This is a genomic window from Ignavibacteriales bacterium, assembly GCA_026390595.1.
GTDB lineage: Bacteria > Bacteroidota > Ignavibacteria > UBA10030 > UBA10030 > UBA9647.
Genome location: JAPLFQ010000022.1, coordinates 48,931 through 73,736, shown reverse-complemented (window position 1 = coordinate 73,736; position 24,806 = coordinate 48,931). Strand labels below are relative to the sequence as shown.

Below are 24,806 nucleotides of genomic sequence, written 5' to 3'. Positions count from 1 at the left end.
GTGCTCAGAGGAGTATCTCCTGAATTGTGTTGTGGTCACAGTCGAAAATAGAAATTCCGGTGTGCGTCGAAGATAGAGAAGGATTGGCGCAAATTCAAAAGAACAAAGAGAGATTTCCCGAACCTGGGACGGAAGTGCACATTCGTAGTCGTCCTGGAGATCTTTGAGCCTCTGTGACCCCCTTTTTTGCACGCCCCCCTAGTTTTGATCTCCGGCATAGTCTTCCTTGAATCTGCGGGGAAAGACGGCTTTGTGAATCGGGTGGGTGATCGTCAGAACCGGTGATGCTGTGCGGCGCACGACCTCTTCCACGGTATTGCCGATCTGGACCCGTCGCATGCCGCGCGCTCCGTGCGTACCGATGACGATGAGATCGACCTGGTATTCCTCAGCAAGCCGAACGATCGTGTTTTCCGGCTCGACGTCCCTTCCAACGATTTTCTCGATCTGGATCTTATCAGCCTCGTCGTGGTAGAATCGCGGGTCTGGAAATTTTTGCAGAAGTGCTTCGGGGTGCTGAACGGTAAGGTCTGTGACATGCACGAGGATGATTCTCGCTGCATAGGTGCGCGCAATCGAAACGGCGTAGGGGATGGCAAAATTGCTGTATTCAGAAAAATCGGTCGGGCAGAGGATCGTCTCGATCTTCTTGGTCGGCTTTTCCTGTCTCGGCTTCACCGTTATGACGGGTGTGCGGCAAAGTCGCACCACTCGCTCTACGGTTCTACCGATCAGGTGCGGCGATGATCGTCCAAGTCCTTCGGTGGCGATGACAACGAGCGAGAAGCGGTTGACCTCTGCCACTTCAACGATTTCGTGATACGCCGTCCCAAAGCGTACGAGCAACGATGTTCGTTCAGGCGCGAGACCTTCCTGTTTCACGATCTCGGCGAACTTGCCTTGCGCAAATGCTGAAACCTCCTCGTGGTGATGGCTGATGGTTTGTTCGTCCTTCTCGAAAAAGCCGAGGGGGTTCTTTTCCTGTTCGTCGACGTGGATCAACGTGAGTTGACATGCAGCGTTCTGAGCGAGGAACGAGGCAAAGCGGATCGCTTCGATCGAGGCAGGAGAGAAATCTGTCGGACAAAGCACGCGTTCGAGCTTGTACATGTGACCTCAGCAGGCGAGAAGTAAGTGGACCCGATCGCCACGGCCGAGCGGGAACCCTTGGGGGTTCTCGCTCGGCCATTTCTTGCACGGCGGAATATAAGTGATAATCAGAGGTGTTACAACTTTAGGAAGCCTGCGGGGCGTGGCGCGCGGTGGTTCAGATTCCGGGCTCGATACGATACGTATGTTTGATCGGTGCGCTTGCTTTGAGGATCGCGCTGACGGAACAATACTTCGTGTCGGAAAGCTCTATGGCGCGTTCAACGTCGGCCGGGCTGATGCCGTTTCCGTAGAATACGTATTCCACGTGGATCTCCGTGAAGATTCTCGGATGTTCTTCCCTCTCAATTCCCTTCACGTGGACTTCGTATCGTTGCAGCGGAATGCGTTTCTTTCTCAAAATCGGAATGACATCAGATGATGTGCAGCCGGCAAGGGCCATAAGAAGCAGCTCTTTTGGCGTTGAACCGCCGAGGCTTCCGCCGAAATCGGGTGATCCGTCCATCACCACCCAATGACTTGAGTTGCCTTTGGCCACAAACGTAATCCCGTCCACCTGTTTCAGCACTATTTCTTTGGTCATAGCAAATCTTCCTTTTCGTTCTGGAATACCAATGGGGGTTTGAAGACTCAGCCCCGGGGTCTGTGGAGCTCGAGAACCGCGATCAACTTCTCCCGCATCCTTCTCGGTGCCTGAGGATCGGGGAAACGCCTGTAGAGCAAGACGGTCTTCCGAAGACTGTCCAGGTATGCAGTGCAATTGGAACACCGGGCGAGATGTTTGCGGATTTCACCGCATGCGCGGGAGTGAAGCCGTGCGTCAAGCTCCTCCTGCAGATGTGCTGCAACCTCCCTGCACGCTGGCGTATGTCGATGGATTCTTTGCATCAATGATCTTCTTGAATTGAATAGAAAAGGGGAGCCGGATCCGCTATGTCGCCGCCTCGTATCGCCGATGACCCGATTTCCCCTTTGCGATCGGCGTTCGATTCAGGCGTCCGATTTCTTTGTTGAGAATTTGAACGGGAGATACAATGGGCAGAAACTCATCGCGCTCGTGACCACAAAGATCACGGCAAAAAGCCCCAGGATCGCTGCGAGTGTTCCGGAAATCTGGTCTGTGAAATAAAGAGCTGCAACAACTACGGCGGCCAACACGCGGATAATGCGGTCGGCATTGCCCATGTTCTTTTTCATTTTGCTCTCCACGGAGATTGAGTGATGGGATAGGTGAAATTGATTTCACCATGTAAGATGCGCGGATCTCAAAAAGGATTCGCGGTGAGAAGAGCCCTGGCATTGACGGCTGAGCGCGTTTGCGTGTGAGTCCTTTCGAGCGCCTCTAGTCTTTGATTTTGAGCACGGCGAAAAGCTGTTTGTGGGTTTTTTGAGGGACTTTCTTGTCCGGATAGGTCTTGTAGAGCCTGATGGTCTTCTTCAGGCTGTCAAGATAGGCCGTGCAATTCGGGCACTGGGCGAGGTGGCGCTTGATTTCCCGGCACTTCGCAGAGGAGATCTTCGTGTCGAGTTCCTCACAAATGTGGTCCAGAATTTCCGGGCAATGCATGGTGCGTGTTTTCATATGGCCATGTAGGAGTTGAGTTGCTCACGGAGAAAGACCCTGGCACGACGCAGCCGGGATTTCACCGCCGGCACGCTCAGTTTCAATATCTTGCCCGCTTCCTCGGCTGAGAGTCCTTCAACGTCGCGCAGCAAGAACACCAGACGGTAGTCGTACGGCAGTTTTTGAATTGCGGAATCCAGGAGGGATCGGAGTTCCTTATCCATCACCTTGTCGAGCGGCGTGTCCCGCCACGATGGGATTGTCTGAGCTGTTTGCACATCGTGGCCGACATCAGAATGGTCTTGCGACATCTCGGCGGAGTCAATCGAAATCGAGGCCTTATCGAGTTTCCGCTGTCTTCGCTTCATCCGGCAGCTGTTGACCACGACGCTATAAAGCCAGGTTGTGAACTTCGACCGTCCGTCGAACTGGTGGAGTTTGCGGTACACGTTGACAAATGTATCCTGCCACGTCTCGCTTGCTTTGTCGCTGTCACGGCATACTTTGTATGCGAAACTGTATACGAGGGTCTCATTCCGCTTCACAAGCTCCGTGAAGGCGCGATCGTCCCCTTGCTTTGCGCGCTTGATAACTTCATGGTCTGTGAGATGAGATATCATAGTGGTCCGGAGAGTCTCTACTTCAATTCCTCAAACTGTCCGGTCTGCTTGTTCTTCCGGACATTGTTCCACTGGAAATATTTCCCGTTCATCGCAATATAGACACCGTGCGGAAGCGTCTGGACGAATGCGAGCGCGCTGCCAAGGTTAAACAGCCCGTCTGAGCTTCCAAATTTGTACGGAATCATCGCTCCAGTCAGGACGATCGTCTTTTGTTGAACCGTCGCGCCGAGCACCTTTGCAGTCACTTCCATCGTATCAGTCCCGTGCGTGATAACAATCTTGTCCTCTGTTGTCTTCAGACATTGGTCTACGATGATGTGCCGATCCTGGTCTGTCATCTCAAGACTGTCGACCATCATGAGAGTCCGGATATCAACGCTGAGTTTGCATCTTCCCAGGCCGAGCATCTCTTTGAGGTGCGTGTCTTTGAAAAAGAGCGTCCCGTCGAGCTCATTGTATTCTTTGTCGAAGGTTCCGCCGGTGACAAAAACCCTGATTCCCATACATTTCCGCCATTGAGCTTGTTGAATAAGATCACGAAGCAGGCAAAATTTAGCATTTTCGCGCCACAATTGCTAAGAGAGTGTGGAACCGCTTGCGGATTTGCTACCAAATGCCCAACTTTGTGTGGCGTTGGGAGTTCGTCTTAAACCGACCGGCTGCTGCGTGTGTCCATACTGCGGGCTTGGCTCAACGGAATGTCCCTAAGAAAGTGTTTCAGAAGGAAGACAATCGGACCCCTCGGCTGTCCAAAGGAGGATTCATGAAGAAAGTTCTCATCGTCACGCTGGTGCTCGGGTTGATGACTGCAACCTCGGCATTCTCACAAGCGCCGAATCCGGCCAATCAGAAGTCGCTGCTCGCGTTGAAGGAACTGTTCCAGCAGCTGCGGGATTATGCTCAGACGAACATTATCCCGAAGATGAAAGAGATGAAAACCAGGCTGGACAACTCAATGTCGTCCGAAGACCTTCAGAGTCTTGACAAGCTCCGTGACCAGGCCTCACAGATGAAGGCCGAGGGGAAGAAGGATGCTCTGATGCTCAAGAGAGCCTGGAAGAGCAACAACATCATTGATGTCAAATTGTACGTGGGGAAGATCAAAGACCTCAAGAGCGGGCGCGATGACCTCCTCAAAGACCTCAAACCACTGGGGTTGAAATACAAGACTACTTTGGAGGAGATCGGCAAGGATGCGAAGCCTTCCGGAAAAGTCTGGCAGGAGGACGTGAAGAAGCTCGTCGCCGGATGGTATCTCAAGCATATGGGCGATCTCTCGGCGGACCACAAGAAGGCGTTCGCGAAGGGAATCGAGAAGCTGAAGCTGTTTGCCGGCATGGATGCGGGGCTGAAAGCGAAGCTCGCTGCTGCCCGTTTCATGCTGTGGGACGGAAACGACCTTCCTGAAATCGGCCAGTTTTTCGATGAAGCGAATTTGAATCCCGACAAGGCAACGGATGGTGCTCCGGCAGGGTATGCTCTCGAGTCGAATTATCCGAACCCTTTCAACCCCTCGACAACGATTTCTTTTTCCATCCCGGAGGCACAGCACGTTTCCCTCGTCGTTTATGATGCACTCGGCCGGGAGGTCGCCACGCTGGTCGATTCAGAACTTGGTGCGGGGAGTCACAGCTTCACGTTCGATGGACAACATCTTTCCAGCGGAGTCTATTTTTACCGGATTCGTGCAGGCGATTTTGTTCAGGAAAAGAAAATGCAGCTCGTGAAATAGCGAGAAGTCTCTCTCAGAGATCTCAGAGCCCCCGCGAGGGGGCTTTTTTGTTTTCAGACCATGATCAATCTGAACTTCATCACTCATTTTCGTATATTAGGCACAGGTTTTTGCATATTATTACAGTATTCGATTGCAGCGGCATTCGTTGCTTTCACAACTCATCTACTCAACCACTTAATACTCACTACTTAATACTCCACTACTTTCATATTTACACAATCCCATCCTCACACTTGATCACATATCGCTCCAGTACGGCGGACGAGTTCTGTTTGATGACCTGTCGTGCATGATCGGTCCCCACGACCGCATAGGCTTGGTGGGCTCGAATGGCGCTGGGAAGACCACAATCCTCAGAATTGTCACCGGGCTTGTGCAGCCGGATTCGGGCGTCATCAGCAAGGCACACTATGTCACCGTAGGGTACTTGCCGCAGGAAGGGGTCGCTGTTTCCGGACGCACGCTCTACAGGGAGGCCGAGTCGGCATTTGAAGATGTTCTCGAAGTGCAGGGGGAGCTTGAAGAAGCTCAGGTGAACCTCACGCGCCTGAATCCGGAATCTGAAGAATACGCCGAAACGCTCGAGATCTACGGCGAGTTGCAGCACAAACTCGAAGACCTGGATGCGTTCCGTATGAAATCGAAAGTGGAGCGAGTGCTCATGGGGCTTGGATTTGCCGTCAAAGATTTGGACCGGATGACGGAAGAATTCAGCGGCGGCTGGCAGATGCGCATTGAGCTCGCGAAACTGCTTCTCCGCGAACCTTCAATCCTGCTTCTGGACGAACCGACCAATCACCTCGACCTCGAAACGCTCCAATGGCTTGAAGAATATCTCAGAAACTACAACGGGGCGGTCGTCCTCGTGTCGCACGACCGGGCTTTTCTCGACAGCCTCTGTTCCCGTACGCTTGCCCTTAGCCTCGGGAAAATGGAGCACTATGCAGGGAACTACTCTTTCTATGAGCAAGAGCATATTAAGAGAAGGGAGCTCAAGGTTCAGTCCCTCAGGAACCAGCAGCAGAAGATCAAGGAAACGCAGGAGTTCATCGACCGGTTTCGCTACAAGGCGACAAAGGCCCGACAGGTGCAAAGCCGCATTAAGCAGCTGGAGAAGACCGAAATAATTGAAATCGAGCCCGAGGAGAGCGGAATTCGATTTGATTTCCCGCAGCCCCCGGCGAGCGGTCGTATCGTGATGGAATTGAAAGATCTCTCGAAGAGTTATGGTGCGCTGGAGGTTTTTGAAAGCCTGGACTACAAGATCGAACGGGGGGACAGAATCGCCGTCGTCGGTCCGAACGGTGCGGGTAAATCGACGCTCTCCCGTATTCTTGCAGGCGCGGAATCGTTCAATGGAGGCCAGAGGATACCCGGGCACAGCGTCACGCTCTCGTACTTCGCCCAGCATCAGGCGGAAGAACTGGATCCCGCGCGTGACGTGTTCGATACTCTGGATGAGATCGCCGAAGGGGAGATACGGAAGAAGCTGCGCACGCTCCTTGGTTCCTTCTTGTTCCACGATGATGATGTGTTCAAAAAGGTATCTGTACTTTCCGGCGGCGAAAAAAGCCGGCTCGCCCTTGCAAAAATGCTCCTCAAGCCGGCGAATTTTCTGATCCTCGACGAACCGACGAACCATCTGGACATGAAATCGAAGAGGGTTTTGCAGGAAGCGCTCTCGAGATATGACGGGACGTTTCTGATTGTTTCGCACGACCGAGCGTTTCTCGAACCCATTGTCAACAAAGTGATCGAAGCGGGGAACGGGACGGTGCGCACATATATCGGAACCATCTCGGATTACATTGCGAAGAAACGTCAGGAGAAGGAGAGAGCGGTTGCACCGCCTGCGCTGGACGAGCTGAAACTCTCGACAGGACGCGAACTGAGCGACAAGGAGCGAAAGCGGAGCGAAGCGGAGAAACGACAGCAGCTCTCAGTGAAACTCCGTCCCCTGAAACAGCGTGTGGAGACGCTTGAACGCGAAATTGCACAGCTGGAGTCTCGGCACAAAGAGATCGAAGAAGCCATGCTCGACCCCGAGCTCTACAAGAACGGAACGGAGACCAAGAAAGTATCTGCAGAACGCAGGGAGATTGAACAACACCTCGCCCACGCGTACGATCAGTGGGAGACGATCCAGACCGAAATCGAGAAAGTCCGCACCGAACAATAACTTCCCGCACACGCCGGATTATTCCACAGCATTCGTCCCGACCGTTTTCTTTTGCCGCATTCATTGACCCTTGTTGCGTTTCTCATTCTTGAGACAGCGGACAATCCCATCTCCAATCTTCAAGCACATCTTCATTTTCTTTCATAGATTGCAGTCGCCGGTTCCGCACGCACCGAAAAGGAATTCGTCGACACCATCCCTCACCAATAACATTGACAGGCCTGAACGTCATGTCCGCATCGTATCCACGCACAATCCCAAGACTCTTTGAAGACAGTGTCCAGAAATTCTCCGAGAAAATAATGATGTGGGAGAAAAGAGGAGACGCGTACAAAGGGTCGACGTATCGTGAGATTCAGGAATCCGTCCATCAATGTGCTGCGGGATTGATAAGCCTGGGTTTGGAAAAAGGGGACCGCCTCGGACTCATCTCCGAAGGGCGAAACGACTGGGTCATCGCGGAGCTCGGGATCCTCTACACCGGGGCCATCAACGTCCCGCTTTCTGTCAAGCTCGAGGAGCGCTCGGATTTGAAGTTTCGCCTCGCCCACTCGGGTTGCAGAATGGTCGTCGTCTCAGGTAACCAGGCCCAGAAGGTCATGAAGATGAGGGTCGACCTGCCGGATCTTGAAAAGATCATCCTGCTTGATCCGCAGGGACAGCTTGCTGAGGATGAAATAGGGTTTCCCGAACTGCTCAGTCGTGGAAAGGAATACCTGAAGCGGCATCGATCTGATCTTGAACGACGGTGGCAGTCTATTCAGGAACATGACCCGGCGACGATCAGCTATACATCGGGGACGACAGCAGACCCGAAGGGGGTCACGCTGACGCACCGCAACTACACGGCGAATGTCAAACAATGTTCAGATCACCTGCCGCAGCCAGAGTGGTATTGTTCGCTTATCATCATCCCATGGGACCACTCGTTTGGTCACACCGCGGGTATCTATCTGCTGACGAGTATCGGGGCAAGTATGGCTTCGATACAGTCGGGGAAGACTGCGCTGGAGACACTCAGGAACATCCCAACGAACATCAAAGAGATCAAGCCGACATTCTTGCTGAGTGTACCCGCTCTGGCCAAAAACTTCAGAAAGAACATAGAAAAAGGAATCAGCGAGAAGGGAAAGCTGGTCTGGAATCTGTACCGGAAAGGATTGGAAATCGCGTACGCACATTACGGTGACGGCTACAATGGCGGGAAGGATGTCGGCAAGCCGATACATCCGCTCTACACTCTTTGTGAAACGCTCATCTTCAGAAAGATCCGTGCGAGCTTTGGCGGCCGGCTGGATTACTTCGTTGGTGGCGCGGCGCACCTCGACGTCGAACTGCAGCGGTTCTTTAATGCTATCGGCCTCCCGATGTATCAAGGCTACGGCTTGAGTGAGGCCGCACCCGTTGTCTCCTGCGACACTCCGACGAAGCACAAATTCGGTTCTTCCGGCACGGTGCTCCCGCGTATCGACGTTAAGATCTGTGACGATCAGGGAAATGCTCTGCCTGTTGGACAGAAGGGGGAGATTGTTGTCCGGGGCGAAAACGTGATGGCGGGGTACTGGAACAACGAGCGCGCAACGCGAGAAACCCTCCGCGATGAATGGCTCTTCACGGGCGACATCGGCTACCTGGATGCGGATGGATTCCTCTTTGTCCTGGGGCGTGAGAAGAGTGTTCTCATCGGCCACGACGGCGAGAAGTACAGTCCGGAAGGAATCGAAGAAACGATCGTTGCCCATTCGCCCTTCATCGAACAGGTCATGCTGTACAACAATCAATCGTCGTACACTGTTGGGCTCATAGTCCCGAACAAAGAAGCGGTTCTCGGCTATTTGAAACACAAGCATCTTTCCTGCCACACCGACGAAGGGCAGACGGCTGCGTTGCGGCTGCTGGAATCGGAGATCAACCGGTACCGGGAAGGGAATAAAAGCGCCGGCATGTTCCCTGAGCGATGGCTCCCTGCAGCGGTCGCAGTTCTTGGTGAGGGATTTACGGAGCAGAACCGATTGATGAACAGTACGATGAAGATTGTGCGCGGGCGTATTTCAGAGTTCTATCAGAACCGTATCGAGTACGCGTTGACGCCTGAAGGAAAGGACTTCTGCAATCATCAGAACAAGAACATCGTCAAGCGATTCGAAGAAGGCAAGAAGTAAGACGGAACAAAGAAGGTCCCGTTCGCAGAACAAATCTTCTCATGAGTATGCTACCTGTGCATCCCCATGTACATCCCGCCGAAATACGGTATCAGCCATATCAGCCAGACGATCATGCTGAACCGATGAAAGCCTGATCTGCTGCTTTCGGTTCCCTTCAAGCTGACGTATGTAGCCCACAACGCGTGCGAGAGCATAAGTATAAGGGCGATCTGCCCGGTCAACGTGTGAGGGGCGGTCAGATCGAAGGGCCCCTGGGCCATTCGATGCATCGCCCAGGTTCCGGAGACGTCGAACAGGAATCCGGTCCAAAACGCGGCTACGTGCCATGGTTTAAGGTAGCGTACAAGACGTTCGGACCAGACCCCCAGGGAATAGAAGACGAGTGCGAGCGTAATGAGGATGGAGGCGACAGTCATGTGTTCATTCACCTTTGATTTGTCTGTGATATCATTTCGGAGACAGTCTCGAACGTGAATCCGCGCCCGCGAAGCCGGGCAATGATCTCCGGCAGCGCTTCGGCAGTGTGCCATCCCCGCCTGTTGATATGCATGACGACGATGGAACCGTTCTTCGCCATCGACGTCACGTAGCTGATCAGCTTCTCTTTCGTAAAGCCGGGATCCGGATCACCCGAGGCGAGGTCAAACTGGATGGTCTTGAGTCCGAGCTCCGCCGCAACACGCACGACCCTGTCGTTGTATTCACCATACGGAGGTCGAAAGAGCGTGGGCCGTTTGCCCGTAAGCGAATCCATGACGTCCTGCGTTCGCTGGAGCTCGTGGCGGATGCTGTCGTCCGACATCGTATTCAGATGCGGATGTTGATAGGTGTGATTGGCCAGCTCGAACTGAGGATGGGAGGCGAGCTGTCGTGTATGCTCCGGTTCTTCTTCCATCCATTTGCCGCCAAGGAAAAGCGTCGCTGGAGTCTTCGTTTCAATCAGGATGTTTGTGATTCGCTCATCGTAGCGGCTCGGCAGCGTGGTGGAGCAAGCGTCGAACGTCAGGGCAATCACTTTGAGATCCCGGGGGCCGTGGAGAATCACGACCGGAGCAATTGGTTGAATAGTCCCGGATGGTTTCGCGGTTGCGAGAAGAGGAATCGTGAGGCTGTCAGTGCTGGCCACTCGATCGACGGGAGGACCCTCCGGCTGAAAGGGCAGTGTGACTTCCACCCTTTGTTTTGTTCCATGCAGTGACAGCATGAAGAACGATGCGGCGGTGGCAAGAGCAATGACCCCGTGAATCCAGTTTCTATGCATGACAGGTGCGGTGTACTTTGCAAATAGGAAATTCGGATGTGCGTGGAGAGAACAAGTGCATCGAGTTACGCAACGAGAAGGTCTCTCTTCTAGTCTGCAAGAAGACAACAAGTCCCTCGTTCGGACAGGAGAGTATACCAAATAATTCTGGAAAAACCTTGCCCTGTTGTTATTGCATCCGGCGCGAACAGGTGAAGGATCTCTTGATGTGTGTGCAGACATTGATGCGTCGGAGGTGCGCAGGTTCGGGTGTGACAGGTGGTATGGGTGTGGCGGGGGTCTGCGACGTCGCCTGCTGGACGTACAAGACAAGCGGGTGAGCATGCGTTGCTCACCCGCCGGAACTCATGACCTCGGGATGCAATAGAACGAAGAACCTAGCGATTCTCTGCAATCTGTGTTGGGGCGCTGACAGAAGGAATGAAGGCAAATGTTCCCTCCGACACATACAGATTATAATACCACGCGCTGTGGAGCTGGACCTTCGGGTTGTCGTCGAATCGCACGGCCTGCTTCACCGCATAGACTCCACGGTCGTCGCCGATTTTGCACAGCGCCCATGCTGCAGCAACCCGACATCGTACATCGGTACAGGACCGCAGAACTCTCATCAGGGGGATCACTGCGTCCTGAGCTTCCAGTTCGCCCAGCTGATAAATCGAACTTCGGCGCAAACCGTCGTTTGTGCTCGACACGCCCTTGAGCAGATTCTGGACGGCGAGATCATATTTTGCCTCACCAATTTCTTTCTTCACGTCACTTGCCGTTGCTGGCAGGGCCAGAATGATAGCCAGTGCAATCACTCCGAAAACCTTTCCGCTCCGCTTCATTGCATCCTCCGTAACGATGGTTGTAATTTGGTGGCCCGAGTGTCAAGATACCAGGTGCGTTCAGGAGTGGATACGCCTTCACTCTCTCCGTGTTCTGACATTTCCTCCAATGGTGTTCAGGCTGACGTGAACAGCCCTCAATCGGGGACGAGCGGTCCTTTTTGGGGGGAACCCTCAGGGACTTCATAACGTCTTAGATACAGAAGCCGGAATGCTGCCAGCGACTCTGCAAGAACCCCCATAAACCCCTAGAATTGCAGGCATTTGCTCACGAATGGACTCCCGCGTTGAAAAGGTCAAAATTGAGCTTGTTTGCGCTCGCTGTTCCAAGCGACTCGAATGGGCCTGGGTGATTCGATATAAATCCTACAGATTGACGCGATTTGTCTACGTGTGCGGTGAGTGCGGGAATGTCATCAAAGTGACGAACGCACAACGGGAAAGTGCGTGTCATGGAACTCTCCCGATACCTCTTGGTCTGAACATTTCTTGAAGCAGAAGTGGTCAAGCTCGATCAACTCGGGCGGAATGAAGTGATTATCTCCCTCCTGGCTTCTTTCCTTATCGTGGTCCTCGGATTGTTGCTCCGCCTGTTATCCCCTCCGCCGTTGTCCTGAGATATGACGATCCCTGTCAGGTCTTGGCTTGGTTGTGGGGCGGCGCTTATTCTATCTCAACTTCGTAGCTCAGTCGGAACGGATAGTTCGCAGCGCACCAGGCTACCAAAGTAAAGATGGGATAGTCCTGTTCGAGGCAAAGCCGCATAGGCGCGGAAAGTGGAGGGAAGAGAGAGTTTCAATGAAGCAGGTGCAGGAACCGCGTACTGGGGGGTAGGACTGAACAGGGTCGGCTGCGCTATCGATTGGGGGTCGACTTCAGCGACACTGTCTCCTTCTGCGGGAGATCGGATCTGTCCGTTGCGGGCTTGTGCTTGTCATTCGATGAAGTCACGCCAGGGGAGCTCGGAACGCCAACCATCGACTTGCTCGCGTAAGCGAGCGTTTCGAGTTCTTCACGGAGTTGCCGGAAATAGTGATCGAGTTTTTCCTTTCCGCCTGCCTGAACGTGCGAGCGGAGAAGGTGTTCACTTTCGTCGGTCAGGAACGCCACCTTCGCAATCGCCATTTGAACAATCTCAGAAAGTGAAGTTACGGAATTGATGATCTGGCCAAGAGCAGCCAGGTTCTTTTCCCGTTCGCGTGCGGTGGCTTCAAGCTGTTCCTTTTCTTTTCTGAAAAGGTACCTCTCGTATACACCGTTGACGAAGATCGGAAAGTGCGTCTTGTCGAACTGATCCTTCCTCAGATAGTCGTAGGCGCCCAGCTTCATTGACTCGACAGCGATGTTCTCTGATCCGGCGCCGGTGAGCATGATGACCGGTATTTCCGATTTTTGCTCGTGCAGCCACTGAAGAACGTTCAGCCCGGTCATGCCCGGCATCTTATGATCGAGGATGATAATGTCGAAATGAGACCTCTTGAGCGTCTCTACCGCTTCATCACCCGACTCGCAAGGATACACCTCAAAGCGCTTCGTCGATTCGAGCACGGTGGTGAGGACACGGAGGAAAGACTCTTCATCCTCGGCGACCAGGGCTCTTATTTTAGTTGATTCATCCATAGTGGTTGTTTCAAGTTCGCGCTTTCAACTTCAAGAATCCAGCACAATATTAGCAGGAATCAGCGGGAAGCGCAGTGCCCGACGTCACCAACCTGTATCTCATTGCAAATCAATTGGTTGCAGGACTTCTTCATCCCTAGCTAATACAAGACTGTGGGTGAAAACCGAGTCTATTGTCCCGATTCAGGTACCTGCAAAACCCGAAGCTCCCTGCAGCCAAAGTCAACCAAGCCGGTCGCCTGCGTCGAGCGCTTCCAAATTGCAGGACAAGCGAGTATTCGTTTGTGTTGATGCAACAAGTAGCGCCAGATACCGTTAGTAAATCGAACGGTGTTATCCAATGATAGCTTGCCGCCAATTCTCCTGCTGTGCCATGAGTCACGCTGGTCGATATCGATCAGTCTTGTCGGAAAAGGGACAAATCCGGGCGGGTTGCACATGTTTTCTGGTTTGATTCTTCAGCACTATTCGATCACCTGCGGAATTTCGCCACAACCGGCAATCTACCTGGCTCCCGGGGCCGTCAGAACCATAGCTCGGGCAAAAGAAACCGGTACCTTCGCGCGCGTCAAATCAATCACAATTGACACAGACTCCGTAAAGGGGAAGTAATGAAGACTCCGATTCAGCGGTTCACAGTGGCAAGCGGGTGTCTCTTGGTCGCGTGTATCTTCAGCACCCTCTCAGCCAAGGAGATACTGAGGCCTCTGCGAACCGATACACCTCCGATCATCGATGGGAGGCTGGATGATGCCATCTGGCAGGTGTGTCCCAGCGTCACGAATTTCAAGACCTTCGCTCCGGATTTCGGACGTGACGGGTCGGGCAAAACGATCGGCTATATGGCGTACGACAGCGAGAACCTCTATTTTGCATTTCGGTGTTTCGACGGGGAGCCCGACAAGATCAAGAGCGTCGTCAGCAGTCGCGACAATGTGGGGTCGGACGATTGGGTTTGCATCAATCTCGATTCCTTCAACGATCAGCAATCGCTGTATGCGTTCTACGTCAATCCGGATGGTATCCAAATGGACAGCCGCTTCGCGGCCGGACGTGAAGATTTCAGCGCTGACATAGTTTGGTACAGTGCAGGACAGAAGACCCCCGATGGCTACACCATAGAAATGCAGATCCCGCTGAGAAGCATACGATATTCCGAAACGAATCCTGTTCAAATGTCGGTCTTCTTCGAGCGATACATCACGCGGCTCTCCGAGCATTCCTCGTATCCGGAGCTCAATCCCGCAAAAGGAATGAATTTCCTTCCTCAGATGACTCCGTTGCTCTATCCGGATGTGAAGCACTTTTCCCTCCTTGATATTCTTCCTGCAGTGACGTACAGCCAGAAATACAAGCTGGACGCAGGGAAGCTCATCGTCGACGAGAACAAAGGGGACTTCAGTCTCACTGCTACCTATGGGCTCACCTCTGATCTCATCCTCGACGGGACATATAATCCCGATTTCAGCCAGGTCGAGGCGGATGCGGGGCAGGTAGACGTGAATCTGCGCTCTGCATTGTTCTATCCGGAGAAAAGGCCGTTCTTCCTCGAGGGAAGCGAAATCTACAATGTTGCCGCTACACAAATGTCGGCGATTGACCCTGTTGTCTCAGTTGTTCATACAAGGATGATGGTGAATCCGCTCGTGGGCGGAAAGCTCTCGGGCAAGATCGATGCAAAAAACACCATCGCCTCGTTGTACGTTATGGATGAGGTCCCATCTGATGAGCGGACGCTTTCGGGCGACTATTCCCATTTTCCGATTTTCCGGTATAAGCGGTCGTTGGCAGAGGACAGCTATCTCGGAGCAATCTACGCCGGCCGGGAGCTCAAGGATCGTTATAATCGTGTGCTGGGAGTTGATGGAATGCTGAGGGCGACGCAGGCGAGCATGGTTCAATTCAATGGACTGTATTCGGCGACGAAACTTGATGCAGCGACGAAGCAGGCGCCGGGATATTCGGTCAGCGCGGATTTTTCGCACGGGACGCGGGATCTGGACTTCTCGCTGAGTGCCAATACGATTTCTGAAGATTTTGCTACCGAATCGGGTTATGTCACCCGAACAGGCCTCCTCGGATTGTCCGGAATGGTTCGGCCGAAGATCTATCCTCAGGGAAGCATGTTCCAGCGGATTTCGTTTGAGTTGGTATCGGCCCAAACGAGGGACAAGTTTGCCCGCATGTGGGAGACCTACAACCACGTTGCCATACGTCCCGCATTTCTCGGTGCGATGAACGCGACGCTCCTCTATGCGTATGCGACGGAGATTTTCGCGGGCGAATCATTCAACACCGGGGGGGGGCAGGCTTCTGTCAGCGGGTTGGTGACGAAGCAAGTGCGCACCTCTCTTTCGTTCCGAGCCGGGAGTGCGATCTATTATTCTTCGACACCGTATCAGGGAAGAAGCAGCCGGGCTTCAGCGGCGGTCATTTATCAGCCCACGGCGAACCTCGAGACCAACGTGAGCTTTGTGTACTCTGATTTCTATCGCGCATCGAACTCGGAAAAAGTCTACGAGTATCCTATCGCGCGCGCGAAGATCACCTATCAGATGAACAAGTACCTCTTCTTCCGGGGAATTCTCGAGTACAACAAGTACCGGGGGAGGATGCTGACTGATTTCCTTGCTTCGTTCACGTACATTCCCGGCACCGTTGCACATGCCGGTTATGGTTCGCTCTACGAGAGAGTGGAATGGGATAACACGCGTGGCAGCTATGTGAGCAGTGACCGGTTTCTGGAATCACAGCGCGGGTTCTTCTTCAAGATGTCATACTTGTGGCGGATGTGAGGGGGGGTTCTTTTTTGTCAAGCGATAGTAAGGCGGGAGGGGTTGATTCATCTTCTCGGATGATGTAGATTTATCCCACACTCTGGTGTACCGTTTAGACCATTCTTTCTTCAATGCAGACCCGGTTTGCAGCTCCCCACCATGTCCTCCTCCCTCACCAAAATCTGGATTCACACCTTCTTCTGCACCAAGAACCGCATGCCCCTTATCGATGCATCGTTTGAACCCAAGCTCCATGCCCATGTCAAAGACCATCTTGAAAATGACTTCCATTGCCTCCTTCAAAGTATCAACGGAACTTCAGACCATCTCCACCTTCTTTTCCTCCTCAATCCGAATTACGCGGTGAAGGACATACTCAAAAACATCAAGGGTGAATCTTCTCACTGGGTCAATAGCAACGATTTCATTATTTCAAAGTTCGCTTGGCAAAAAGCTTACACGGCGATCTCAACGGCGAATTCGCTCGTCAAGGATGTGGAACAATTTATCGAAGCGCAGAAGGAATACCACCGAACTCTGACATTTCTTGAAGAACAACAACGCATTTTCACGTTGCACCAAATGCACTTCAGCCTCGGAACAATCTGGGCTGCCAGCCCGGCTTGAGTCCCGAGGGACACCATCCTGCTCCGGGTAACGACAATTCTCCGCCGCCCCTTTCTTTTCTCAGAAACCTTCGTAGATTGACTCCGTTTATCATGAAATCCAGATTCGCACCGGAACAATCACTTCAATTCCAGACCGCCATGACCAAACACCGTTTGTTCGTCGTTGTTTTCCGCCGAGTTTTGCTAGGGGTCGTCATTCTACCAGTACTGGTTCTGTTTTTCTCCGGCTGTTCTTCCACAGGAACGCTGCAGCGTCAGGCGAAATCTATCCCTGAAGCGGAGCTGAGGGCATTGGCCGCAGGAATCCATGAACGGGCTCTTACAATGGATACGCACGACGACATATCCGGCAATTTTGGAGCGGAGGGGGATGATGAGGCAAGCCCGGAGAACAAACGACAGGTCACCCTTTTCAAAATGAAAAAAGGAGGACTTGATGCTGAATTCTTCGCCGTTTTCACAAGCGTTGGCGACCGTTCGGCTGCATCCTACGAGGCGGCCTATAAGACGGCAATCGCTCTCTTCGATGCGATACGACGGCTCCCTCAGCGGTATCCCGAGCTGGTCGAGATCGCATACACGGCTGCCGATGTTCTCCGCATTCACAAGAGTGGCAAACTGGTTGCCTGCATTGGCATGGAGAATGGTTACCCGGCTGCAGCCGATCTGGGGAGAATAAAGGAGTTCTACGACAAGGGGGCTCGGTATATCACGCTGACCCACACTGCGCACAATCAAATTTGCGACTCTTCAACGCCGCGGGACGGCCAGCCGAACGAAGAGTACGGAGGACTGAGCGACTTCGGCAAAAATGTTGTTCGAGAAATGAACAGGCTCGGCATGATGGTCGATGTGTCTCATACGTCGAAAAAGGCAACTCTCGCAGCGATCGCGCTCTCAAAGGCTCCGGTTATCGCATCGCACTCCGGTGCAAGCGCTGTCAATCAGCATCTTCGGAACCTGGATGATGAATCGCTGCTGGCAATAAGAAAGAATGGCGGCGTCGTGCAGGTGGTTTCCCTGGCCGATTACATCAAGACGCGGGTGGATCCGCCGGGACGCTCTGCTGCACAAGATTCCATTCGTAAGGAGTACGGCATTCCCGAAGGTCGCGGCGACGCAGCCCGCAAGGCGATGCAGGCTCTCAGTGAGGAACAACGCGCGAAGTTCAGGGAGAAGATCCGGGGGCTCGATACAAAATACCCGAGATCGCTCGTAACGGTCCAGGATATGGTCGACCACATCGATCATGTCGTAAGGGTCATCGGCGTGGATCATGTCGGGATCGGAACTGATTTTGATGGCGGCGGAGGGGTGACGGGATTCAACGATGCGGGCGAAGCAATGAACATCACGACGGAGTTGGTGAAGCGCGGCTACACGGAGGAAGACATTGATAAGATCTGGGGAGGGAACCTGCTTCGCGTGTGGAGAGATGTCGAACGCGTAGCGAAGGAAATTCAATCTGGAAGCAGGTGAGTTTTGAGTTTCAAGTTGCTGGTGTTCTGCGCTGATGGCTGAACGCTGACGGCTCGCCGCTGAAATAAGTTCCAAGATTGGAAGGAGATCATTCGATGAAGACAATTGGATTGGTTGGAGGGACTGGCTGGATTTCTACGATCGACTATTACCGCTTCATCAATCTTGAAGTGAACGCCCGCCGCGGCGGCCAGAATACCGCGAAGATCGTTCTCTATTCAGTGGATTTCGGAGAAATTGATGCGTTCCACGCAAAGGGGGATATCGATGGTGTGGGCGCATTGCTCACGGACGCGTCGAAAAAGCTCGTGAGCATTGGTGCCGATTGCATCCTCCTGTGCGCAAACACGATGCACATGCACGCCGAACGCGTCCAGGCGGCGGTTCCGGTTCCTTTGATTCACATCGTGGAGGCGACAGCGAAGCAAATCCGGGCGAAATCGATGAAGAAGATAGGGCTCCTGGGGACCAGGATGACCATGGAACGGGAATTCTACAAGAAGAAATTGAACGATGCCGGCATCGAGGTCCTGGTTCCGGAGAAAGAGGAGAGGGACTTCATTCAGCGGACCATCAATGACGAACTGGTGAAAAATCTCTTCCTGCCGAAAAGCAAAGCGGGATTTCTTGAAATCATCAAGAAACTCAAGACCCATGGTGCTGAAGGTGTCATTCTTGGCTGCACCGAGATACCGCTTCTGGTTAAGCAGGAAGATACGGACCTCCCGGTCTTTGATACGACGCACATTCATTCGCTGGCTGCTGTCGATTTCGCACTTTCCGACTAAACTCGCCGCAGTACTCATCGGGAGCACCGCTCCCGATGAGAGCGGGCGGTTTCTCCGCCTTCGTTAGGCCACTCAAAGCCCCTTGGTTCTCTCTTCGTTGTAGCCCCCCAGAAAGAGGATTCACTTTCTTCTTGACATTTGTTAACTGTATATATATCTTATATACAGTATATACAGTCATCGAATCCCATCATCGCCGCGCGTCCACAACGTACATGAAAATCCTTATTTCAAATTCCTCCCCTGATCCGATCTACGAGCAGATAAAGAACGAGATCAAGCGTCAGATCGTCACGGGAGCTCTCGGCGACGGTGAAGCACTCCCATCCATCCGGAAACTCGCGATGGATCTGCAGATCAGTGTCATCACAACGAAACGCGCCTATGACGATCTGGAGAAGGAGGGACTCATATCCTCGGTCGCGGGGAAGGGGACGTTTATTTCGGCAAAGAACAAAAACTTTCTGAAAGAAAAGAAACTCAAACTTCTCGAATCTAAGCTCGCAGAAGCAATAGAAGCAGCAAACATGCTCGGCGTCAAACCCAAAGAACTCGAACGGATGCTCTCATTGCTCCTGAAGGAAGACTAATGGAAAACGTCATTGAAGTGGATTCGCTCGCCAAAGGGTACACCGGATTCCGGCTCAAAGATGTCTCATTCGGTATCCCGAAGGGCTACATCACCGGACTTGTCGGGCCGAACGGAGCGGGGAAGACGACGATCATCAAACTCATCATGAACCTGATCACGAAACAAGGCGGGACGATCAGGGTATTCGGTCTTGATAACCTCGAGCACGATGTTGAAATAAAAGACCGTATCGGTTTCGTCTACGACACGCCGTATTTCTACGAAGATCAGGACCTGCAAACGCTGATGAGTGGCATCGGTCCATTCTATTCAAAGTGGGACGGCAAGAAATTCTCGTCGCTGCTTGACCGCTTCGGATTATCTCCGAGGAAGAAGTTCATGTCGCTCTCCAAAGGGATGAAGACGAAGTTTGCCCTCGCCCTCGCTTTGTCGCATGATGCTGATTTGATCGTTCTGGACGAACCTACGGCGGGACTCGATCCGCTGTTTCGAAGGGAGTTCCTCGACATGCTCACAGAGATCATCCAGGACGAGGAGAAATCAGTCCTCTTTTCGACGCATATCACCTCCGATCTCGACCGCGCGGCTGACTACACGGTCATCATCGACAACGGCGAGATTCTCTGTTCTCTATGGAAGGACGAGATACAGGAAAAGTGGGGAGTGGTCAAGGGGCGCGAAGATTTCATCACACAGGAAAACAAGGCGCTTTTCAAAGGGTGGAGAAAGCATCCGCACGGTTTTGAGGCCCTGACATCCGACGTTCCGAAAGTACGGCAACTTCTGGCGGGCAGCGTGATCATTGAGCACCCAACCCTGGAAGATCTATTGTACTATATGCACGCGGGAGGAAACCATGCGTAGGCTTGTCGCGAATGATTTCAAACTAAATGCCGTCCTGTTCTTCTCCTTGTTTGTAATCTCGAATCTATTGTACTTGCTTCTGGCGCGGATTGACATGCTCGGATGGGGCTACGGTCCCGGAGGCATCGGAATGGGCCTCGCCATAACGTCAGTCATGGTGCTCGCTTTGTTCCTGAGGGAAGATCAAAACAAAGGACAGATCATATATCGCAGCCTTCCGTTGAGTCACGCGAAGATCGTCTCGGCGAGGTACATCGCGATCTTCCTGATTGGTATCGCAAATATCGCGTACGGAGTGGCGGTCCAATCAACAAACTCTCGCCTGGGCCCGTGGGTGCGAAGATTCCCGGGAAGGATTGTCCACGACCTGACCACTCAGGTGGACTCAGGATATGCACTGGAACATTCGCTCATCGCACGCGCGCTCACACTCACCATTATGATCTCTCTTGCGGTTCCGCTGATCATTCGCTACGGGTCGCTGTGGAGAATCCTCCTGGGATATCTTGCCTTGATATTCGCGTGGTCAACGGTGGTCAAACAACTGCTTCGCTTTTCATTGTATACAGGCTTCTTCCTGGGGTTGGAGCGGTGGATGTTCTTTTCGGTAGTCGTCATATGCATCGCCCTGTCGATCTCCTGGCGGTTATCAGTCTGGCTCTACGGTAGAAGGGAATTGTGAGGGTGGGTCTCAGACCACGTTCAGTGGCTGACCTTCTCAATTCGAGGTCTATCGGAATCCCGGCATCGAACATCTCATGCTGCAATTACATCGCGTAGGAATCATCCCTTCATATCATTCCGCAGTTTCCAAAAATCGCTTTCTGATTTCCCTTGTTCTTCTTATCTTGAACGGTCAATTTCCTCCAATCCAGAAAAAGGACTTCGCATGACCATTCAGAAGAACTCAGTCGTGACAATCAACTATACGCTCAAGGATGATACCGGCGGCCTCATCGAAAGCTCTGAAGGGCAGGAGCCGTTGACGTATCTTCACGGCCAGGGAAATATCATACCCGGACTCGAGGCATCGCTCGAGGGAAAATCAGCCGGCGAATCGATCAATGTCTCCATTCCTCCGGAAGATGCTTACGGTATCTGGGAAGAGTCGAAAATCCTGATCATCCCGAAAGCACAGTTCAGCGGTGTGGAGGAAATACAAGTCGGCATGGAGTTCAGCGTCCACAGTAACGTGGGAGAGAAGATCGTTACTGTAACAAAAGTCGAGGATGAAACGGTTACGGTTGATGCGAACCATCCGCTTGCGGGGAAGACGCTCAACTTCGATGTTATCGTCGTCGGCGTACGCGAGGCGAACTCCGATGAACTCGACCACGGGCACGCACATGGAGCGGGTGGGCATCACTAGAAAATACTTGTCGGACAGGATGTCATCCTGTCCGACAGGTCAGCTGTGAGACACGAATCCTCTTCGACAGATCATCTGTCGAAGAACTGCTTCTTCCTTCTTACCTCGTTATGTTCTATCGATTCCCAAATCTGATAAACAAGCCGACTATCGTCTTCCGAGCACGAAATCAATCTGATGACGTTTCAAGAAAAAGATCTTACATTCTCCGGGCCGGGAGATCTGTTCAGAGACCAAAGGAGGTTGTATGGCAACCGTCATGATGAACATGGACGACATCGTAACAAAACCGCGGGAAATCATCTTCAGGAAGAAAGCCGAGTCTGTCATTGAGAAGCTGAAGAAAAGAAATATCAACGGGATTTACTGCCATACAACGAAAGAGGCAGTCGCCGAGATTTGTCGGATGATACCGGAAGGTGCCTCCGTTTCACTGGGAGGATCGGTCACAATCATGCAGTCGGGCCTTCTCGACGAGTTGCGAAACAAAAAGATCGATCTTCTCGACCGCTATCGTCCAGGCATCTCGAGCGAGGAAGTTGAAGCGGTGATGGCTCGTGGAATGACAGCCGATATCCAGCTCATGAGCTGCAACGCGGTGACGTCCGACGGAAAGCTTGTGAACGAAGACGGTCGTGGGAATCGCGTTGCGGGATTGATCTTCGGTCCCAAAAAGGTCATCATCATGGTGGGAGTGAACAAGATCGTCCAAAGCGTGGAAGACGGCATCACACGCATACGAGAGATTGCAGCACCTCTGAATTGCATACGACTCGGCCTCGACACGCCATGCGCCCGCACCGGGTTCTGTGATGACGCGAACTGTCTTGCGCCAGCACGCGTGTGCAGCCAGATCACAATCATCGAGTCCAATCGGGTCAAGGATCGGCTGGCGGTTGTGTTCGTGGGGGAAGAGCTGGGGTACTAGCAGAACCAAACTTCATGATTCGAAATTCATTTGTTCGATATTGGATATTCTCCGGAACCTCCGTCTCTTTCGTATGGATAGTGATTATCGAACCAGAAATAACGAATTGTGAAGCCCGGAAAACGTGAGAACAGAGCACCAATCCAGAAGGCGGAAACAAATGAACCACCTGCACCGTGTAATGATCCCATTCTTCATCCTCATCCTTTCAATTCTCTCCGCGAGGCCAGCGAACGCACCTGAGAGGCGTGATGCCGGACCCGATCTTGACGCCTGCACAAGCGTCATCGTGGGGAAAGCCGCGTCGTCCGATGGTTCAACGATGACATCTCATTCCTGCGATTCCAAGACAGACAGAACATGGATCAATGTTGTCCCGCGAATGAAGCACAAGCAGGGCGATATGGCGCTGGTCTATATGGGCTCAAAAGAGACAAAGGGACCGGGTGATCCGGACGCTATCTCAGTGGGTCAGATTCCGCAGATACCGGAAACGTACGCCTACATCAATTCCGCCTATCCTGTCATGAATGAGAAGCAGCTCGCGATCGGCGAGACGACATTCGGGGGGAAATCGGAACTCAAGAGCGACGAAGGAATACTCGATTGTCCCGAGCTCTACCGGCTGGCCCTCGAACGAGCCGGCACCGCCAGGGAGGCAATTCGTGTCATTGATCAACTTACGAAGGCCTACGGGTACAATGACTATGGGGAGTGTTTCACATTCGCGGACACGAAAGAAGCATGGCACTTCGAAATAATGGGTCCGGGGAAAGGAAAGAAGGGGGCCGTCTGGGCAGCGGTGCGGATACCCGATGATCACGTCGGTGTATCGGCAAATGCGAGCAGGATACAACAAATCGATGTGAACGATACGGCCAATGTCCTGGCTTCGGACAACGTGTTCTCGCTCGCACAAGAACATGGATGGTGGAAACCGGAAAGCGGAAAGCCGTTCGTGTTCTGTAATGCATATGCAGACAGAAATGGTTTATATAGCCGCAGAAGGGAGTGGCGTGTTCTCAGCCAGGCAGCTCCGTCTCTCAAGCTGGATCCGAACGCAGAAAACTATCCGCTCTCAGTCAAAGCAGAGAAGAAGCTCTCGGTGAAGGATGTTCTGGAAATATTTCGTGACTACTACCAGGGAACAGAATTTGACATGACCAATGGTATCTACGTGAAGGACAAGGACGGGAAGGCTGTCAAGAGCCCTGTCGCGAATCCGTTCATGAGCAACGACTACAAAGAGCTCTTCAGAGTGAAAGGCGAAAGGACCATCGCGTGTGCGAGGGCAACGTATGTTCATGTGACGCAATCGAGAGCGTGGCTGCCAGATGCGATCGGCGGAGTTGTGTGGTTAGGATACGACAATCCTGCCACAACACCTCACACCCCATTCTATTCCGGCATTGAGAGCATGCCTCAGAGCTATATGATCGATGGCCGCCAGAAGTTCAGAAGAGATTGTGCCTGGTGGGCGTACAGATCTGTGGGTCAGCTTTGCTACCTCCGCTTCCAGGAGATGCAGAAAGATGTCGAACTGGTGTGGCAGGAGATTGAGAAGAAGGCATTCGACAACCAGCCGGAGTTTGAGAAGAAGGTGCTGGAACTCTGGAAGAAAGATCCCGCGAAAGCAAAACGACAGTTGACGGAGTACAGTCACAAGCTTGCCAACGACGCAGTTGAAAGGTACTGGCAGCTGGGAGATGAACTCTGGACGAAGTACACCTACAAATTCTGACAATCCTCATGCAAAGGGTTTTCAACCACAAAGGCACGAAGTCATAGAAGAAGGCTGTTCTTTGTGTCTTCGTGGTAAAATTTCCTTCAGTCTGGCTAGGCGATTAATTGCTGAACACCGTTCCAAATTCCCTCAATTTTCCCCGACAAACAGGATTGACTTACCACAAATAAGAATTCCTGTCCCCTCTTCTTATGTCTCACCGCCTTAACGGCCAAAAACAGCCAATTTTGGTCGGCATACAATTTGTGCCATTTGACAAGATTCTTATCACTGAGAGGGATACCCGATATGGCCCAAGTGGCGGAACCGACGAAAAAGGCAAAGGGAAGTGTAGTCATCGCTGCCGAACGCTGCAAAGGCTGCGGATTTTGTGTAGAGTTTTGCCCCCCTGAAGTGCTTGAGCTCTCCACCGAGTACAATTCCAAAGGATATCACGTACCGGTTCTGGTGAAGAAGGATCAGTGCACCGGATGCGATATTTGCGGAATGGTGTGCCCTGACTTTGCGATCTACGGCTATATCATCAAGAAAAAGACGAAGGAGGCTTAA

24 protein-coding genes are annotated in these 24,806 nt (G+C 52.6%); 14 read left to right on the top strand and 10 right to left on the bottom strand.

Going from position 1 to position 24,806, the window contains the following annotated elements:
* Positions 1–198 precede the first annotated feature (198 nt).
* The 6 genes from NTU47_11700 to NTU47_11675 form a co-directional block, all read right to left on the bottom strand.
* Positions 199–1,110: a universal stress protein gene (locus tag NTU47_11700; GenBank protein MCX6134468.1), complete on the bottom strand. Its 912-nt coding sequence runs from the start codon at positions 1,108–1,110 to the stop codon at positions 199–201.
* A gap of 157 nt (positions 1,111–1,267) precedes the next feature.
* On the bottom strand, positions 1,268–1,693 hold the full coding sequence (locus NTU47_11695) for an OsmC family protein (GenBank protein MCX6134467.1): 426 nt from the start codon (positions 1,691–1,693) through the stop codon (positions 1,268–1,270).
* 407 nt (positions 1,694–2,100) lie between these two features.
* Positions 2,101–2,307 carry a DUF2892 domain-containing protein gene (locus NTU47_11690; protein MCX6134466.1) on the bottom strand — a complete coding sequence of 69 codons (207 nt, stop codon included), beginning with the start codon at positions 2,305–2,307 and terminating at the stop codon, positions 2,101–2,103.
* A gap of 145 nt (positions 2,308–2,452) precedes the next feature.
* Entirely contained in the window at positions 2,453–2,692 is a 240-nt protein-coding gene (locus NTU47_11685; protein MCX6134465.1) for a hypothetical protein, read from the bottom strand.
* Positions 2,689–3,294: a sigma-70 family RNA polymerase sigma factor gene (locus NTU47_11680; protein ID MCX6134464.1), complete on the bottom strand. Its 606-nt coding sequence runs from the start codon at positions 3,292–3,294 to the stop codon at positions 2,689–2,691. Before NTU47_11680 ends, NTU47_11685 begins: the two co-directional genes overlap by 4 nt.
* A gap of 17 nt (positions 3,295–3,311) precedes the next feature.
* Complete coding sequence (locus tag NTU47_11675; protein ID MCX6134463.1) at positions 3,312–3,800, bottom strand: asparaginase domain-containing protein; 489 nt, start codon at positions 3,798–3,800, stop codon at positions 3,312–3,314.
* A gap of 260 nt (positions 3,801–4,060) precedes the next feature.
* Between NTU47_11675 and NTU47_11670 the strand changes: the two genes are divergently transcribed.
* From NTU47_11670 to NTU47_11660, 3 genes are all read left to right on the top strand, one after another.
* Positions 4,061–5,029, top strand: coding sequence for a T9SS type A sorting domain-containing protein (locus NTU47_11670; GenBank protein ID MCX6134462.1), 969 nt, complete (start codon positions 4,061–4,063; stop codon positions 5,027–5,029).
* Positions 5,030–5,312: 283 nt separating this feature from the next.
* A complete protein-coding gene (locus NTU47_11665) occupies positions 5,313–7,211 on the top strand; it encodes an ABC-F family ATP-binding cassette domain-containing protein (protein MCX6134461.1) in 1,899 nt (632 codons plus the stop codon).
* 230 nt (positions 7,212–7,441) lie between these two features.
* A complete protein-coding gene (locus NTU47_11660) occupies positions 7,442–9,373 on the top strand; it encodes an AMP-binding protein (GenBank protein ID MCX6134460.1) in 1,932 nt (643 codons plus the stop codon).
* 50 nt (positions 9,374–9,423) lie between these two features.
* Here the strand turns inward: NTU47_11660 and NTU47_11655 are convergent, their stop codons facing one another.
* From NTU47_11655 to NTU47_11640, 4 genes are all read right to left on the bottom strand, one after another.
* Complete coding sequence (locus NTU47_11655) at positions 9,424–9,792, bottom strand: HsmA family protein (protein MCX6134459.1); 369 nt, start codon at positions 9,790–9,792, stop codon at positions 9,424–9,426.
* Between the two features lie 8 nt (positions 9,793–9,800).
* Positions 9,801–10,637, bottom strand: a complete 837-nt coding sequence (locus NTU47_11650; GenBank protein MCX6134458.1) for a polysaccharide deacetylase family protein — start codon at positions 10,635–10,637, stop codon at positions 9,801–9,803.
* A gap of 377 nt (positions 10,638–11,014) precedes the next feature.
* A complete protein-coding gene (locus NTU47_11645) occupies positions 11,015–11,467 on the bottom strand; it encodes a HEAT repeat domain-containing protein (protein ID MCX6134457.1) in 453 nt (150 codons plus the stop codon).
* 855 nt (positions 11,468–12,322) lie between these two features.
* A complete protein-coding gene (locus NTU47_11640; GenBank protein MCX6134456.1) occupies positions 12,323–13,087 on the bottom strand; it encodes a response regulator in 765 nt (254 codons plus the stop codon).
* A 611-nt stretch (positions 13,088–13,698) separates the two neighbouring features.
* On the opposite strand from NTU47_11640, the gene NTU47_11635 reads away from it, so the two are divergent.
* The 11 genes from NTU47_11635 (at position 13,699) to NTU47_11585 (ending at position 24,806) form a co-directional block, all read left to right on the top strand.
* Positions 13,699–15,882, top strand: coding sequence for a DUF5916 domain-containing protein (locus NTU47_11635; GenBank protein ID MCX6134455.1), 2,184 nt, complete (start codon positions 13,699–13,701; stop codon positions 15,880–15,882).
* A gap of 141 nt (positions 15,883–16,023) precedes the next feature.
* Positions 16,024–16,491 (top strand): IS200/IS605 family transposase, encoded by a 468-nt coding sequence (gene tnpA, locus NTU47_11630; protein MCX6134454.1) that lies wholly within the window; start codon positions 16,024–16,026, stop codon positions 16,489–16,491.
* A 140-nt stretch (positions 16,492–16,631) separates the two neighbouring features.
* Positions 16,632–17,972, top strand: a complete 1,341-nt coding sequence (locus NTU47_11625; protein MCX6134453.1) for a dipeptidase — start codon at positions 16,632–16,634, stop codon at positions 17,970–17,972.
* A 95-nt stretch (positions 17,973–18,067) separates the two neighbouring features.
* On the top strand, positions 18,068–18,760 hold the full coding sequence (locus NTU47_11620; GenBank protein MCX6134452.1) for an aspartate/glutamate racemase family protein: 693 nt from the start codon (positions 18,068–18,070) through the stop codon (positions 18,758–18,760).
* A 215-nt stretch (positions 18,761–18,975) separates the two neighbouring features.
* Positions 18,976–19,350: a GntR family transcriptional regulator gene (locus tag NTU47_11615; protein MCX6134451.1), complete on the top strand. Its 375-nt coding sequence runs from the start codon at positions 18,976–18,978 to the stop codon at positions 19,348–19,350.
* Positions 19,350–20,216 (top strand): ABC transporter ATP-binding protein, encoded by an 867-nt coding sequence (locus NTU47_11610; protein ID MCX6134450.1) that lies wholly within the window; start codon positions 19,350–19,352, stop codon positions 20,214–20,216. Before NTU47_11615 ends, NTU47_11610 begins: the two co-directional genes overlap by 1 nt.
* On the top strand, positions 20,209–20,898 hold the full coding sequence (locus NTU47_11605) for an ABC-2 transporter permease (protein ID MCX6134449.1): 690 nt from the start codon (positions 20,209–20,211) through the stop codon (positions 20,896–20,898). The genes NTU47_11610 and NTU47_11605 overlap by 8 nt, the downstream gene beginning before the upstream one ends.
* A 207-nt stretch (positions 20,899–21,105) precedes the next feature.
* Positions 21,106–21,585 (top strand): peptidylprolyl isomerase, encoded by a 480-nt coding sequence (locus NTU47_11600; protein MCX6134448.1) that lies wholly within the window; start codon positions 21,106–21,108, stop codon positions 21,583–21,585.
* Between the two features lie 247 nt (positions 21,586–21,832).
* Positions 21,833–22,513 (top strand): lactate utilization protein, encoded by a 681-nt coding sequence (locus NTU47_11595; protein ID MCX6134447.1) that lies wholly within the window; start codon positions 21,833–21,835, stop codon positions 22,511–22,513.
* Between the two features lie 160 nt (positions 22,514–22,673).
* The gene (locus NTU47_11590) at positions 22,674–24,254 is read left to right on the top strand and encodes a C69 family dipeptidase (protein MCX6134446.1); all 1,581 of its coding nucleotides are present in this window, start codon (positions 22,674–22,676) and stop codon (positions 24,252–24,254) included.
* A 291-nt stretch (positions 24,255–24,545) separates the two neighbouring features.
* Positions 24,546–24,806: a 4Fe-4S binding protein gene (locus tag NTU47_11585; protein MCX6134445.1), complete on the top strand. Its 261-nt coding sequence runs from the start codon at positions 24,546–24,548 to the stop codon at positions 24,804–24,806.

Bases quoted from the DNA above. Each gene is read 5' to 3' on its own strand.
- NTU47_11650 (MCX6134458.1), bottom strand. From the start codon at position 10,637: ATGCATAGAAACTGGATTCACGGGGTCATTGCTCTTGCCACCGCCGCA.
- NTU47_11605 (MCX6134449.1), top strand. From the start codon at position 20,209: ATGCGTAGGCTTGTCGCGAATGATTTCAAACTAAATGCCGTCCTGTTC.
- NTU47_11700 (MCX6134468.1), bottom strand. From the start codon at position 1,110: ATGTACAAGCTCGAACGCGTGCTTTGTCCGACAGATTTCTCTCCTGCC.
- NTU47_11600 (MCX6134448.1), top strand. From the start codon at position 21,106: ATGACCATTCAGAAGAACTCAGTCGTGACAATCAACTATACGCTCAAG.
- NTU47_11655 (MCX6134459.1), bottom strand. From the start codon at position 9,792: ATGACTGTCGCCTCCATCCTCATTACGCTCGCACTCGTCTTCTATTCC.
- NTU47_11625 (MCX6134453.1), top strand. From the start codon at position 16,632: ATGACCAAACACCGTTTGTTCGTCGTTGTTTTCCGCCGAGTTTTGCTA.
- NTU47_11595 (MCX6134447.1), top strand. From the start codon at position 21,833: ATGGCAACCGTCATGATGAACATGGACGACATCGTAACAAAACCGCGG.
- NTU47_11680 (MCX6134464.1), bottom strand. From the start codon at position 3,294: ATGATATCTCATCTCACAGACCATGAAGTTATCAAGCGCGCAAAGCAA.
- tnpA (MCX6134454.1), top strand. From the start codon at position 16,024: ATGTCCTCCTCCCTCACCAAAATCTGGATTCACACCTTCTTCTGCACC.
- NTU47_11640 (MCX6134456.1), bottom strand. From the start codon at position 13,087: ATGGATGAATCAACTAAAATAAGAGCCCTGGTCGCCGAGGATGAAGAG.
- NTU47_11590 (MCX6134446.1), top strand. From the start codon at position 22,674: ATGAACCACCTGCACCGTGTAATGATCCCATTCTTCATCCTCATCCTT.
- NTU47_11685 (MCX6134465.1), bottom strand. From the start codon at position 2,692: ATGAAAACACGCACCATGCATTGCCCGGAAATTCTGGACCACATTTGT.
- NTU47_11670 (MCX6134462.1), top strand. From the start codon at position 4,061: ATGAAGAAAGTTCTCATCGTCACGCTGGTGCTCGGGTTGATGACTGCA.
- NTU47_11645 (MCX6134457.1), bottom strand. From the start codon at position 11,467: ATGAAGCGGAGCGGAAAGGTTTTCGGAGTGATTGCACTGGCTATCATT.
- NTU47_11695 (MCX6134467.1), bottom strand. From the start codon at position 1,693: ATGACCAAAGAAATAGTGCTGAAACAGGTGGACGGGATTACGTTTGTG.
- NTU47_11635 (MCX6134455.1), top strand. From the start codon at position 13,699: ATGAAGACTCCGATTCAGCGGTTCACAGTGGCAAGCGGGTGTCTCTTG.
- NTU47_11690 (MCX6134466.1), bottom strand. From the start codon at position 2,307: ATGAAAAAGAACATGGGCAATGCCGACCGCATTATCCGCGTGTTGGCC.
- NTU47_11585 (MCX6134445.1), top strand. From the start codon at position 24,546: ATGGCCCAAGTGGCGGAACCGACGAAAAAGGCAAAGGGAAGTGTAGTC.
- NTU47_11610 (MCX6134450.1), top strand. From the start codon at position 19,350: ATGGAAAACGTCATTGAAGTGGATTCGCTCGCCAAAGGGTACACCGGA.
- NTU47_11615 (MCX6134451.1), top strand. From the start codon at position 18,976: ATGAAAATCCTTATTTCAAATTCCTCCCCTGATCCGATCTACGAGCAG.
- NTU47_11660 (MCX6134460.1), top strand. From the start codon at position 7,442: ATGTCCGCATCGTATCCACGCACAATCCCAAGACTCTTTGAAGACAGT.
- NTU47_11620 (MCX6134452.1), top strand. From the start codon at position 18,068: ATGAAGACAATTGGATTGGTTGGAGGGACTGGCTGGATTTCTACGATC.
- NTU47_11675 (MCX6134463.1), bottom strand. From the start codon at position 3,800: ATGGGAATCAGGGTTTTTGTCACCGGCGGAACCTTCGACAAAGAATAC.